We start from the raw sequence: 13,873 nt of genomic DNA, 5'->3' as shown, positions 1-13,873 counted from the left end.
ATGCGCGAGCACCATGTCAGCATTGGGCTCTCCCGCCCACGGCAGATTGGGGGAGCAGTTCGGAGCCTGGCCCTCGCGAATTGGCTGATCGTTGCGCTGCTGGTGTACATCACCTTCCGAAGCGGCTGGAAGATTCCGACGGCCTTCGTTGTGCTCGGCATGTTCTCCCACTGGCTGCTCGCCTGGCTCACATCACGCGACCCTTGGTGGAATCAGGTGCTCAACGTCTACAACCAGTATGGCGATCTGTATGAATCGACGCCGTGGCATGGCAAGTTGCACTCCCTGTTCCGCCGGCCCTACGGCTTTGACAGCGACCTGCCATGCTGAAGCGACGCCCGCTGTATGAGATCGTGCCGTGGCTGACCTCGATCACGCCTGAGCTGATCCTGAACAAGGACGGCTCGCTGCTCGCTACCTACGATTTTGAGGGGGTCGATGCTGACTCGCCGAACGCAGGCGATATCAGTTCCGCACGCGATCAACTCGACCAGGCGTGTAAGAGCTTCGACCATCGGATCACTGCATGGTGGCGGCTTCGACACCGGCGTGCCAAAGACTACGTGGGCGGCGAGTTCTCCGAAGGCGCCGATGCGCGCCTCGACGCACTGAACCGCGCGCACATGACCACCGGCAAATACTTCCGGAATACCCATTCCCTGGCGCTGGCCTATACGCCGGAAACCGGCATCGCCAAGTTCTTCGACAAGGTCGGCTTCCACATGACCACCGGCGGCAAGAGCATCTATGCCGCAATTTTCGAGGCCACGAAGGATACCCTGTTCGCTCGCAGCGCGTTCGCATTCGATCTCGAACGTGCTGCAACTGAAGTGAAGCGATTCGAGTCGATCCTCGACGCTTTTGTCGGTGGCGTACCTCGGCTACGAATGAAGCGGACGGTCATGCAGGACAGTTATGCGTCGTTGCATCAGACTGCCAATCCGAGCGTGCCGCCCCGCCGGATCCGATATCCGGTAACGCTACTCGACACGCACCTGACCGAATCCGAGGTGGCATCAGGATCCGAGCGACTGCTGTTCGAATCCGCTCACGGGAAGCGCTACGGAGCGATCATCTCCGTCAAGGAATGGATGAGCTTCCAGGAGGCCGCTCTAGACAGTCTCATGCAGATCGATGCTGAGCTCGATATCTGCATTATGTTTCGGTTTCTGGACACAGCTCGTGCAACCGCGTACATCGAGAAGGTCCGTCGATTCTACAAGATGGCGTCCTTCAACGTCCGAGGCATTCTCAAGCAATATTTTGCCAAGGAGGAGCCGGAGAACGATGAAGGTCGGATCGAGCTTGCCAAGGAGGCTGGCGTCGCGCTTAAGCGCCTAGCAGCCGCGAATGTTCAACACGGCTTCGCCAATATCTCGATCATCGTCTATGGCCATAGCGAGTCCGAGTGCGAAGATGCTGCGAGCGAGGTGGTCGGTGCGCTGACCAACGCGGGCTTCGGATCGATCCGGGAAAAGACGAACTTGATGCCAGCGTGGAACAGCACCTTGCCGGGTCGCTGGGACAAACAACGTCGGCTGCAGTTTGTCGAAACTCCAGCCATCTCCGATATCGCGCCGGTTCGCTCCATCCAGCCCGGGCCACTGCAGAATCATTGGCTGTCGGGATTGGCCGGCAAGGAAGTACCTCCGCTGACCTGCCTGCCTACCCGACATCGCACGGCGCAGCGCGTCGACTTGCACCAGCCAGGCGGCAACGGGCACCTCTTCGTGATCGGGCCAATCGGTGCGGGCAAGTCCGTATTCCTCAACTTCCTTGTGTCCCAAGCCGGGCGTCATGACGCGCGCCGCATTCGCTTCGACAAAGATCGCTCCACCCGCATTCCGACGTTGCTGAGTGGCGGCAAATTCATCGATGTGACGGGCAAGTTTCAGAGCTCAACACCGATCAACCCGCTGTCTCTCCTGGGTGACCCAAAGAATTTCACCTACGTCAGCGAATGGGTAACGCTCGCGCTCGAAGACGATGATTTTTCCCTCACGCCACAGCAGTCCTCCGATGTATTTGAGGCGGTGAAGATCCTGGCAACCTATCCGCGGGAACGCTGGATGCTCAGCTTTCTTGCGACGTTGCTTCACGACACGTTGCGTGAGCGCCTGCAGGTGTGGCTGAAGGGCGGTCAGTACGGCAACTTCTTCGACCATGCTGATGACGCGTTCGAGGTCAGCGACAACCTGTCGATCGAGATGGGGGACCTGTTCGAGAAGTACCCCCGCGCGGCGGCGCTCTTCGTCGACTACGCCTTCCACCGGATCAGCCAGTCCATGGATGGGCGCCGGTACACGATTATCGAGCTGGAAGAGGCTGGGTTCTTCTTCCAGTACGCGCGCTTCTACCGCCGTCTCGATATCTGGATCACCACGATCCGGAAACTTAACGGCGCGATCTGGATGGCAACGCAGTCTCTGCGCCAGCTCGAGCGTGTTCCAGACTTTGAAATTCTGAAGGACAACATCGGCAATCTGGTCTATCTGCCCAACAACCAGGCCAACACCAGCAAAGGTCTCTACAAGGACAAGTTTGGCCTGACCGATGACCAGATCCAGCTGATCAACGACGCGGTCCCCAATCGGGACTACCTTTGGATCACGCGCTCTCAGACCCGCATGTTGCAGAGCACGTTCTCCGACGAAATGGTAGCGATGCTTCGCTCGGACGGCGTTGCACAGCACATTCTCGACCAACACATCGCCACGGGTGCCCCCGATTGGCAAGACCGCTATGTGCGCGAGATGCTCGCGCGTTCCGCCTGAGGAGAACTGAACATGCAGAAATTGATTGCCAAGGCCACTCTTGCGGCAAGCATTGCCGCGTCAACCGGTGCGAATGCCACCGGCCTCCCGGTGATCGACGTGGCCAACCTGGCCCAGACGACGGTCTCCGCCCTTCAGTCGGTGAAGACTGAAGTCTACGAGAACACGAACATCATCTACCAGTACAAGATGATGGCCAACCAGCTGCTTCAGGCCACAGGCCTGGACGCGGACGCGCTCACGGAGCAAACGTCGTCGATCTCCGACAACATCAACGACCTGCAGACCTATGGCGCTGCCCTGAAGGACCTGTACGGCGGCGTGTCTGACAGCGCCGATTATCTGCACCGTGTCCAAAGCATGGTCAGTTCCTCAGGCAAGACATCTTCTCAGTGGTTTCAGGATCAAGCGTCGCTTCTGGCGAGTGGCGACAAGACGGCGAAGAACCTCTTCAATCTGGGCTCCAAGGTTTTTTCTAATACTGAAGCCCTCGCAAAGCGCCGGAAGCAGATTCAGGAGAAGACCAATCTGACCCCTACGGCCCAAGCTACGGCGCAGACCACCAACCAGATGCTCGACGTCCTGGCGAGTCAAAACTCAGATGTCCTGCGGCTCATGAGTACGAGAGCGCAGGCGGACGCTGCAAAGGAACAACAGGCCAATGCGGAGGCAACCGAAAAGACAGAGGCAATGAAGGGGATCGTCGCGGAACAGGACAGGCAATTGCAGCAGATCCGCAGCACGGTCTACACCCGCGATTATCGAAACCAATAAGGATCCCGGTGAGAGTCTTTCGATACCTGCTGGCCGGCATCTTCTCGGCGCTCCTTGTGTCTCTCGTGATCGTACGGCCCGCGCTAGCTCAGGCGTCGGGCGACTCTCCGACGACGGGCGTGAGCTCGCCAGCGCCGCCCTCCAACGAAAGCGGTGGTATTGCATTGGGCGGCCCCAAAGGTGCGGTGGGGGAGGCGATCGAGAAGGCACTCGCCCAATTTCGGTCCGTCCAGACAAGCATCATCACCGCCGCGGTCGCCATCAGCCACTCCCTGAAAGACGAAGCGGATAAGCTCGCTTTTGGCCTCGGGATCATCACGCTCACGTTAGCGTCATTGCGATTCGCCGCAACCAGTGATCCGGTCGCGGCGTGGACAAGCTTTCTGGAGACGATACTGCTTCTCGGCATCTTCGCGGCCATCTACGTCGGCTATGACCAGTTTGGACCCGGGATTCTTTCCTGGTTTCAATTCCTTGCGGACAAGATAGCCGGTACAAATTCCTCCAACCCCGGACTCGTTCTTGCCTCGGCTGCCGGCGGCTTCCTGGACGCGTTTCAAAAAGCGATGGATGCAGCAAGTTGGTACCAGAAAATTGGTGTCGCGCTTTCCTTCTTCGTGATGATGCTCGCCTTCGTGGTGTGCGCGGTAACGTCGGTGGTCTACACGTTCTTTACCGCACTCGGCGAGATTCAAGTTGCCATTGGGATTGTTCTGGGACAGATCGCTGTTGCGCTTGGATTCTCGGACTACACCCGGCGGTTCTTCTCTTCCTGGTTGGACTACATGATCACTGGATCGATGTATGTCGTCGTCGCCAACATCATGACCCGGCTGGTTTCCGCCTCGTTCGAAGCCTCTATCGTCGACCTCAACAACATCGGTAACCAATCGATTGCCGGTGCAGTCTACGCATTGATTATCTCGCTCTTCTTGCTGTTCCTCTCCTTTGAGATCCCGAAAATCGCCGGCTCCATCTGGGGCGGTGGTGGCGGCTTTAGCGGCTCGGCAATCATGAAAATGGCGAGCGGAGCGGGCAGAGGTGCCTGGGCGGCGGGCAAAAAGCTCGCCAAAGGATAAGCATGCACACCGCGGCCGATCCATCATCAATGCTTGAACAACACCGTGATCGCATCACGCTGGTATGCCAGTATGCGAACGAAGCCGATCCAGCGGACTTCGATCGACGATGGCTCTCCGTACTGAGGTGCTGCGCAGCTTGGTTCTCCTCCATGCCGTTGCGGCCCGATCAGCACGCCGAGCCGGGCGGCGCCTTTCGCGCGTCGGTCGAGGCTGCCTACTTTGCGATGCGTCTTTCCGGTGGGCAAAAGTTTGGGGCCGATCAACCGTCCGAACGCCGGCGCGCACTTGAACCGCAGTACCTCCACGCACTGTTCCTCGCAGCATGTTGCTCCCGCTTGGACGAGCCGTACCGCAACTTCCAGTTCTTCCGTAATCGGGACAACGCGGAATGGGTGCCGGTGTTTCACGGCGCGTTCGGGCCGTGGCTCGGACAGGACACCTATCGTGTGGTGCGGCGCGAATCGGCGGAGCCGGTTCAGCGCATGCGTACCGCCCTACTCGCTCGCGATATTCTTGGCGCAGAGCGGCTCGAGCAGTTTGACAGCGTTGTGATGTCGGATCTGCTGGGTTCGATTAACCCAGATCCCCGCCCGACCGGACTCGAGACGCTTCTGCACAAGGTCGCTCGCCAAGCGATCGACGCAGTGACGCAGTTCGAAATCAAGGCGCGTCGTGCGGCCTTTTCTCCTGATACGACGGCGGCGCCGAGTGCCGCCTTGCTCTCTGCGAGCGGCATCGTGTCGACCGGGGTGGCGCCTGTTGCGCCTTCTCTACCAGTCGCCCCGGCGACCAAGGAGGTCGCCCCGCCCGCCAGCGATCCGCCTGGCCAGACCGATGCCCCCGCCGGCGGCCAAGGCCGGCCTCAAGAGAACGGCGCAACAAGCACGTTGCCGGAGACGGAGCGCCCAAGCGTGCTGCGTCTCGATGGTGAGCGCACCGTGCGTAAGGAGGTCGCCGGCGATCCGTTCTCCGCGGTACTCACGACACCGTCGAACCTGATGCGCGACTTCTTCCGGGCGCTCTCACAGGACGTCACCGCCGGCAAAGTGAAGGTCGCCTGGGTGGACAATCGCCTGGCCATTCCGAAGCGCGTGCTCAGCAACTATGGCATCGCCTCCGAGACTCTCCTGGACAACCTACGCAAGCAGCAGCTTCTCTTCAAACAGGTCGGTCAAGACATTCTTCTGGTCGACAAGGTCGGCAGCCTCATCGCCCCCCGCCCGGCCTCGTCTAATGAGCTGCAGTGATGGACCACTACGTAAGTCACTTCCGCCCGATCTTCGAGTTCCGCGCTGCGGTCGGCTGGGCGCTGGCCCTGGTCCTGCTGCCGTTCTCGGGAATGCCGCACGCCGCGTACTTCGCGCTGTTCTGCGCGGTGGTTCTCACGGCACGCTCGGCACAAGTATGGGCTGCGCTGAAATTTCGCATGGCCATCTCAACGAAGTGGTTGTCCCTCATTCACATTAGCGAGCTGATCGGCACCAGCAACCGAATGAAAGAGGACATCGATTCGATGTACCTTGGTTTGGGCTTCGAATGGACACAGAAGCATTGCCAGATCGCGTACGACGTTCTCCGGATGCCGTCGACGGAGATTCCCGGCCTGCCCAGGTGGCTTCCCCATGCCGTGGCTGCACGTGTCGAACAGGTCTTCGCCCCCAGAAACGCAATTCGCGATCGTCTGCCACAGGGCAAATCTTGGATCCACGGGATGGAACCGGTGAAGGCAATTGTCCCGTTTCACTACAAGGCCATGCCCGGCCATACGCTGGTTGCTGGCACGACCGGCGCGGGTAAGACCCGGACGTTCGAGATCATTTCCACGCAGGTGATTCACAGCCCTGACGACGTTCTGGTGATCATCGACCCGAAGTCGGATGCGGAATGGATTGCTAGGGTGAAGCGCGAATGCGAGCGCGTCGGTCGCAAGTTCCTCTATTGGAAACAGGCCGAGCCCTCCAAGTCGATCCGGCTCAATCCGCTTGAAAACTGGTCGCAACCGTCCGAGATCCCGAGCCGCGTCGCGCAGTTGATGGAAGAAGGCCCTTTCCGGCAATTTGCGTTCTTGTTCATGGATCGCAGCGTGAAGGGCGAGCTTTACGTGGGTGACAAGCCTAACCTCCGCTCGATTCTTCGCTATGCGCAGGGCGGCGTCAACGCGCTACTCGATAGAGGCTTGCGCCGATTCTTCCCTGAGGCCGGGATGGCCGATTGGGAGGACGAGGCCAATGGCTTCATGCAAAAGGTGGGGCAGCGAGCCGGCGGTACCCTGCTCGACGCAATGGTGCAAATGTATGTTGAGCGGTTCGCCAACGCCGGCCGCGGTCACGAGTCCATTGACGGGCTAGTGTCCACCTATCAGCATGATCGAGACCACTACGGCCGGATCATTGCCTCCGTCCTGCCCTTGCTGCAGATGCTTGCGACTGGTGAAACCGGCCTGATGCTGGCGCCCAAGGCTGATGACTTTGAGGATGACCGTGAGATCTGGGATATCGACAAGGTGATCAAGCAAAAGGCGGTCCTTTACGTTGGCGCCGACTCGCTCGCGAACTCGATGGTCGCTCAGGCCATCATGTCGATGATTCTCGCCGATGTCGCGTCCGTGGCGGGTGCGATCTACAACTTCTACAAGAAGCCGCCCAAGGTGGTTCTGATGATCGATGAGATTGCCGAGGCTATCAACGAACAGACGATCCAGATCCTGAACAAGGGCCGCGGTGCAGGCTTCAATGTGTTCGCCGCCTTCCAAAGCCGTTCCGATGTCACATCCAAGCTCGGAAACGTGGCCAAAATGATGCAGGTTTTAGCGAATCTCAATAACCAAATCGTCTTACGCTTGGAAGACACCGACACGGCAGAGTGGATCTCCGACAAGTTCGGTGAAACAGCGATCCGCAACCTGGTCACCTCTAGCAGCACCAGCACTGGCACCGAGGCTCACGTTGGTGAGTTCAGCGGATCAGTTTCGCGGTCCTCACAGCTCGAGAAGGTTCAGTTGGTCCCGAAGGAGCTCATCACGATGCTGCCGAATCTGCAGTACTTTCTGCGCATCTCCGGTGGCTCTGTCCACCAGGGTCGCATTCCTATCATCCAAGGTTAATTGTCAATGTCCGTCAGTCTTTTCCGACAAATCGCCAGGGAGTACAAGCTCTCGGCAAAGCTGTCGCCGGTCTTCAACCTTTCGCCCGATCTGGACGACGCTTGCACGCGGGTTGTCGATTACATTGGGGTGAACTTCCGTGTTCGCGAGGAGCCGCTGGTCAAGGAAATGCTCGTTGACGCAATTACGGCGTGGCGGGCCGCGCGGAAGCATGGGGATGCCAATGTTGCATTCATGAAGGGGCTTTTTGGCCGTTCCCACGATCTCTACACGATGCGCTACGCGGCGTTCAAGGGAGAGAAGTACACCGTCTGGTATCCATTCAACGAACCGATCCCCGCCTTCGAACAACGCCAGGCACCCGGCTATGTCTGCCAGGTGGTGAATGAACCCGTGCCAGGCACGGTCACTCAACGTAGTGCCGCATTTCAGCTCGCGGCGCGCGTCCTGACCGGGCATTCCTTCTGTCGCTACTTCGAGGCCTACGATGTCGCTCGCGACTTTGCACACTAAGGCGATGGCTCTGCGAGCCCGAGTCGACGGGTTGCCCATCGCGATAGCCGCGCGCGTCACCGGCGTCGATCGCGCACTGGCCGCGTCGATGGCCACGTGGATTCGGATGCACCGTGAGGAGGGCGAGCCACTTGGTTCCACGCCGGACCACTTCGTTGCCGGCGGGGCCGCGCCCTGCTTTGCGTTGCTCCGCATCGCCTCCGACCGCCCCGGAACGTTCTACGGTGCCATTATTGCGACCTTCTGTCTTCCCATCTTGATCGCTCTTCGGTGGGTGCTCTGACATGGCGAGCAAATTCGCATCTCACATCCGCCTCTGGTTGCTGGCCACCCCACTCGTGCTCTGCGTAGCCGCGCCGATGCTTCGGGACGACAGCGTGTTCGAAATAGGAGCAACCGAGCAGGAATCGGTCGCAGAAGCGTTGGGTGAGCATCGCGCAGACCAGGCGACTAAGGCAGCCAACGATCGATTCGACCGTTGGTTCGTGCAATCGGGAGCGATGAAGTTTTCGTTCTCCGGCTCCGACGTGCGCACTCAGTTTTCGGACGGCGGGGCTGCTGACATCGGGCGCAGGTGGGTCCGGCATCTATGGCTGTCAGTGTACCGAGGCGTCTATCGGGCTTCAGTTGCCGGTTACTGGCTCTTTGGTTCGCTGGTTTTCCTCGCTGCCCTGCTCAATGACGGCGCTGTGGCCAGAAGAATCAAAGCTGCCTCGGCCGGCTTCGCCAACCCGGTCTCATTCCACGTCGCGGCGCACGGATTGTTGCTTTGCTTCGGCATCACGTCCTCGGCCATGTTTGTCCCCGTGCCGCTGCTCGCCTACTGGTGGAACGGTGCGGTCGGCGTGGCCGGCTTCCTCTGCTGGCGCCTGGCTTCCTCGTTTCACGTCGGTCGATAGTGCGCCAGCCAACACCATTTCTGATTTTCGGGCACCCCCTGCCACCTTTGGGAGATACACCATGACTGCAACAACCGAATTGGCGAACACCGTTGAGCGTGAAGAGCTTGCGCTCCCCGCCGCCCCCGACACCGATGCGTTGGCGGGCGCCACGGACATGCGTCCGGCGTCGGAGACGCTGGACGTCGATGCCGAGCTGCTCGAAATGGAACAGTCGGCGGATGCCCTGCGCAAAGAGGGGTTGATCTCCTCGGCCGATCTGGAGCGGAAGATGGCCGCGGTCGAGAGCACCCGCAAGATGTTCCGGGAGCTCTCGCCGGAGGACCGTCAGGCAATCGTTCGGCGGCGCCGTGAGCTTGGCCTGCAGATCCTCACGCGCGAGCTGGCAGGCGCGTCGGTTGTCGTGGTCGGCCTCCGGCTGAACCACACGCGCCTGCGCCCGTTGTTTGAGCAATGGTGGCCATACATGAACCGGATGAGCCTGAACCTGCAACGCTTCGGTCAGAGCACATTTTCTCGCACGGAACTCTCGACGCTCGAGACGTTCCTCGAACGTGAGGTGACCAAGCTGGAAGAATACGTTGACGAAGTGCTTCGTGTAGCGACGGGATACAGGACTCAGCGCCAGCAGGAGATGGCGGCGAAGAGCGACATCATCTTCGAACCGACGATTACCCGGCCGTCGATCGATCTGGAGGTGCAGGCGTACTCGCGCTTCGCAGTGCGCACACTGCAGATCCTGACCAAGTTCGACAAGGCGATGGACCAATTCGACTTCATGGTGTGGAACGGGATTCGCGATCAGTCTGATGTGAACGAGGAAGTGACCCGCTTCCTGCGCAAGTTCCAGCCGCTCGGCCTGCGCAGCTACACCACGCACCTCAAGCTGATGACCACGGTGCGGGGCGCCTGACGATCCGGGCTGAAAGTATGGCAGCGACGAGGCCGTGGACTGGTCATGTGCCACGGGGAGAGAACATGTGGCATCAAGTGGCATCGCACGGCGTTTCCCCGGTCCTCGTCGCTGCCACTTAGTGGCAGTTACTGGCACCAAGTTCGCGATGGTGCTCCTTTGTCTGCGATGCGCGGTGCATCTGGCACTTACTGGCACGCCGGGACGTGCCCAAGAATCCAAACGAGACCCTATACATGGCGCTTGATGATGTGTTGGCGGGCCTCAATCCCGCCCAGCGCGAAGTCGTGGAGCTTCGTCGGCACTGCGTCGCGGTAGCCGTGCCTGGGGCTGGGAAGACAGCGACCATAGCAGCCAAGGCCGCAACACTTCTCGCCGACCCAGAGGTAACAGTGGGTGCCGTGACTTTCAGTCGGGATGCGGCCATTGAACTGCGCGACCGGATCCTGGCCCTTGCCGTGCCCTCGGCAAAAAAGCGCCTACTCGCGGGCACCTTCCACTCGCTTGCCTACAAGCAGTTGCATCGTGCATCGGCAAGCCGAATTGAGATAGCAAGCAGTGGCCACCGCCTCGCGATCCTGACCCAGGTACTTCAGGACACGGGCATCGGCTGGAAGGTGGAGGATGCCCTTGCCGCGATCGAGCGGCTAAAGACGGTGCTCACTGCCCCCGATCCAGGAACGGTCGACTCGCAGTTGTACTTGGCCTACCAAGAAGCGTTGGAGCGGAATGGAAAGATCGACTTCCAGGACATGCTTCGCCTCTCGGTCGACGGCATGCGCCGGAAAGCACTGAATCCGTACGCTGTTACCCACCTTCTTGTAGATGAGTATCAGGACTGCGATGACCTCCAGGCGCAATGGACCGCCGCCCATGCCGATGCCGGCTCGACCGTGACCGTGGTCGGCGACGACGACCAATCCATCTACGGGTTCAGGTCGGCGCTCGGCTTTCGCGGTATGGAGCAGTTCATCAATCAGTTCGACGCCAAGACTGTCGTGCTGGGCAAGAACTACCGCTCTCGCGCGGAAATCCTGGCAGCCGCCGATCTGGTCATTCGGAACAACAAGGATCGGATCCAGAAAGACCTGGTCGCGGACCGCGGGCCCGGAGGAACGGTGCACTTCGAGCGATGTGATAACGAGTACAACGAGGCAGTGGCCGCAGTCGAGGCTCTCACGCCGTGGCTCCGAAACGGCGCAACCGCCGCCGTGCTCGCGCGCACCAACCGCATTCTGGATCCGGTTGAGGCCGTCTGCCGCTCCCATGGCATCAAGTATTTCAGGGCGGCGGGAAAGTCGATCCTTGATCGGCCAGAGGCAGCCTTGTTTGGCACGCTGCTCAATCTCATCCAAAGGGCGTCAGACTCCGGCGTCGATTCACTACTGAGCCACGCCGGGATCGGAAGTCACGAGCTGATGCTGCTGCACAAGAAGCTGGGATCGGCTTGGAATGGCGCGTCTGCGAAGAAGAAGGACCTTCTGGACATGGGCCTGTCCGAGGAGTCGACGAAGAAGTACCGGGACTTCGTGAAACGGATGGCAGACTGGAGATCGCTTTGTGACCGGGAATTCCACTCTCTCGTGCTCGATGGAGTGCGAGAGTGGATGCTGCAATGGGCCGTTTCCGACCAGGCCAAGCGGGCAATCAACACGACCTATGACGTCCTGTCGAACCTCAATGGCCCGTTTTCAGATCGACTCGAATATCTGCGGCGGAAGAACAACGAACCAGCGCCAGACGCATTGGTCCTCACGACAATGCACGCCTCGAAAGGACGCGAGTGGGCGCACGTGGCGCTGATACGGGTCGAGGAGACAGTGATCCCTGACGACGGAAGCACGGAATCGGAAGAGCGTCGCCTTTGCTATGTCGGGATGACACGCGCGCGGGACTCGCTGAGGATCAGCACTGCTAAGAAGAACCCTACTTCCCGATTCGTAGTTGAGGCGGGACTAGTATAGCGAGCCTGTGGAATATTCCACCGATCGACCGCTCGGCGGGCGCCATCGTTCACCTGCCGGCGGAGGCCACGTGCCGTGGCATGTGGTGGCGCAAAGACGTCTCCGAACAACAAGAAATGGTGCCGGACGGCTATGTGCCATCAGACATCGTCGCGTGAAGCGCGCCTGCACTGGATGCGATCGCATCGTGCAATCTCCCGCACTTGGCCATTCCTTCGACCTCGGCATCTCCGGCCGGGGCTTGCGCGCCAACATCCTCGTCTCAAGATGTCCGCCGGAATCGAGACACCAGAGCCTCCCTGGGTCGCTTCGATCGCGGGAAACGGTACTTGCCGGACAATTGCCCTAAGGTCGGCACTGGCATGAGCGCGTCGGATCTGGCGCCCTCAGCACAGTTGCGCTAGGTTGAACTCGCGTTTATTCGTCTGTTGCGCCACGGACCGGCCATAACACGCCACCCCTCCTTCAGCGCGGGCACGGACTGGGCTGGCCAGGGTCTGCGGCGCCACGCACAGAGGTCTCAGTGAGCGTAGCGGTTCACGGACTCTAGACGTTCCCACCAAGGATGAATGCGAGGATATCGTCCGCTGAGGGCTCGCCCCACGTCTGATCCGCAAGCCAGCGGAAGAAACTGGACTGTGCAAGTTTGCTGGGCTTCTTGGACGCTGGCAGGCGCAGATCTGCAGCTGCACACTGTTCGTTGTACTGGCCTATGAGAGCGCTCTGCTCATCGGGCGAGAGTTCCATAAAGTACGCCTGAGCATCTGGAAGGCGTGCGGCGATGTATTGATCTTTCGCTTCGGCAGGCGTTCTTGCGCCTACAGCCTTTGGTGGCTTCTTGTCGACGTGGGTCTCTTCAACTGGTGAAGCTGCTTTGGCCCAGTCTTCTGTAACCGCTTTCCGGAAATACGCGGCCACGTTGTCCAGCGACGGGACGTTCTTCTTGCCAATGCGTGCCCTGGTGTAAGCGACGGCCTGCCTTACTCGTTCCGCACCATAGGTGCGGGTCATCTTCTTGGCCTCGGTAAGGGGTACGCCGAATTTCACGACAGCCTGAATCAAGTCGAGATCCTGCTGGTCTTCTTCCGGCGGCGTCTCCTTTCGCTTGATCTTGAACTGGAGCTCCATCACCGAACGTCCATTCTTGTGCTCAACGAGTTCGATGAGGTGATCGGAAACGGCATTGATCTCCTCGATGCACGGGTTGAGCACGGCTCGCTTGAAGATTTTGTACTCTTTGTACTTCGTCTCGCTCTCCTCGCGACCCAGGATCAAATTTCGGAAGATGGTCAGTGGAATTCGGGTAGTCACGCCAATCCGTTCATACCGGACGGTGTTCTCCCAAAGAGCGAGGGAATGGGCACGCCGGAACAGTTTCGCGATGCGCATGTCGATCATCGCAAACCGCTCGGGGTTCAGGAGTTCCTCGGAAATCTGCGGTGCAAACGAATAGGATAGCTGGGACCCAGTGATTTTCGCGCCGGCGACAAGCGTCGAACCAGTCCAGGTGGCGGTGCCGTCGCTGTTCAATTGGTCCCAATCCACCACGGTCCGCATGAGCGATTTTGCCGTTTCCTTGATGTAGCCTGTGTCCTTCGTGGTCAAGCCTAAGCCAGCCATCATCTCCGGAATCGATATCTGGAAGATCGTTGCACCGTCGCTCTTGGCAAGCCGATGCTCGATCGCATTCTTAATCAGGGCATTGAACAGACGCCGTTGCTGTAGAGACAGTGCACCGCCAACTGGCGACAAGTGAATCGCCTGAACGGCCTTCTTGAATGGTTCTGGCACTTCGGGTTGTTGGAACAACGCGATTTGCGCGCCTTTCTGACCCGTGGCTGGTTTGGACAT

Annotated in this window: 12 protein-coding genes; 11 read left to right on the top strand and 1 reads right to left on the bottom strand. The window is 59.7% G+C overall.

Going from position 1 to position 13,873, the window contains the following annotated elements; translation table 11 throughout:
* The 11 genes from ACWTPI_RS34005 to ACWTPI_RS33955 all read left to right on the top strand — a co-directional run bounded on the left by ACWTPI_RS34005 (position 1) and on the right by ACWTPI_RS33955 (position 12,022).
* On the top strand, positions 1 to 330 hold the full coding sequence (locus tag ACWTPI_RS34005) for a VirB3 family type IV secretion system protein (RefSeq protein ID WP_059414581.1): 330 nt from the start codon (positions 1 to 3) through the stop codon (positions 328 to 330).
* Positions 324 to 2,774: a VirB4 family type IV secretion system protein gene (locus ACWTPI_RS34000; protein ID WP_059414583.1), complete on the top strand. Its 2,451-nt coding sequence runs from the start codon at positions 324 to 326 to the stop codon at positions 2,772 to 2,774. Before ACWTPI_RS34005 ends, ACWTPI_RS34000 begins: the two co-directional genes overlap by 7 nt.
* A 12-nt stretch (positions 2,775 to 2,786) precedes the next feature.
* A complete protein-coding gene (locus ACWTPI_RS33995) occupies positions 2,787 to 3,548 on the top strand; it encodes a hypothetical protein (RefSeq protein ID WP_059414585.1) in 762 nt (253 codons plus the stop codon).
* Positions 3,549 to 3,556: 8 nt separating this feature from the next.
* Positions 3,557 to 4,627 carry a type IV secretion system protein gene (locus tag ACWTPI_RS33990; protein WP_063923078.1) on the top strand — a complete coding sequence of 357 codons (1,071 nt, stop codon included), beginning with the start codon at positions 3,557 to 3,559 and terminating at the stop codon, positions 4,625 to 4,627.
* Between the two features lie 2 nt (positions 4,628 to 4,629).
* Positions 4,630 to 5,877 (top strand): TraI domain-containing protein, encoded by a 1,248-nt coding sequence (locus ACWTPI_RS33985; RefSeq protein ID WP_059414587.1) that lies wholly within the window; start codon positions 4,630 to 4,632, stop codon positions 5,875 to 5,877.
* Positions 5,877 to 7,733, top strand: a complete 1,857-nt coding sequence (gene traD / locus ACWTPI_RS33980; protein WP_059414589.1) for a conjugative transfer system coupling protein TraD — start codon at positions 5,877 to 5,879, stop codon at positions 7,731 to 7,733. The genes ACWTPI_RS33985 and traD overlap by 1 nt, the downstream gene beginning before the upstream one ends.
* A gap of 6 nt (positions 7,734 to 7,739) precedes the next feature.
* Positions 7,740 to 8,246: a hypothetical protein gene (locus tag ACWTPI_RS33975; protein WP_059414658.1), complete on the top strand. Its 507-nt coding sequence runs from the start codon at positions 7,740 to 7,742 to the stop codon at positions 8,244 to 8,246.
* Positions 8,221 to 8,529 carry a hypothetical protein gene (locus ACWTPI_RS33970; protein WP_454728043.1) on the top strand — a complete coding sequence of 103 codons (309 nt, stop codon included), beginning with the start codon at positions 8,221 to 8,223 and terminating at the stop codon, positions 8,527 to 8,529. The genes ACWTPI_RS33975 and ACWTPI_RS33970 overlap by 26 nt, the downstream gene beginning before the upstream one ends.
* Position 8,530: 1 nt before the next feature.
* The gene (locus ACWTPI_RS33965) at positions 8,531 to 9,145 is read left to right on the top strand and encodes a DUF4400 domain-containing protein (RefSeq protein WP_059414594.1); all 615 of its coding nucleotides are present in this window, start codon (positions 8,531 to 8,533) and stop codon (positions 9,143 to 9,145) included.
* 61 nt (positions 9,146 to 9,206) lie between these two features.
* Positions 9,207 to 10,058, top strand: a complete 852-nt coding sequence (locus ACWTPI_RS33960; RefSeq protein WP_059414602.1) for a hypothetical protein — start codon at positions 9,207 to 9,209, stop codon at positions 10,056 to 10,058.
* A gap of 236 nt (positions 10,059 to 10,294) precedes the next feature.
* On the top strand, positions 10,295 to 12,022 hold the full coding sequence (locus ACWTPI_RS33955; protein ID WP_059414604.1) for an ATP-dependent helicase: 1,728 nt from the start codon (positions 10,295 to 10,297) through the stop codon (positions 12,020 to 12,022).
* Between the two features lie 546 nt (positions 12,023 to 12,568).
* Here ACWTPI_RS33955 and ACWTPI_RS33950 read toward each other — a convergent pair.
* Positions 12,569 to 13,873 carry a replication initiation protein gene (locus tag ACWTPI_RS33950; protein ID WP_059414606.1) on the bottom strand — a complete coding sequence of 435 codons (1,305 nt, stop codon included), beginning with the start codon at positions 13,871 to 13,873 and terminating at the stop codon, positions 12,569 to 12,571.

It is taken from the genome of Cupriavidus ulmosensis (assembly GCF_977008105.1).
The sequence above is the reverse complement of the archived record's forward strand: the minus strand, read 5'-3'. Positions and strand labels throughout refer to the sequence as shown.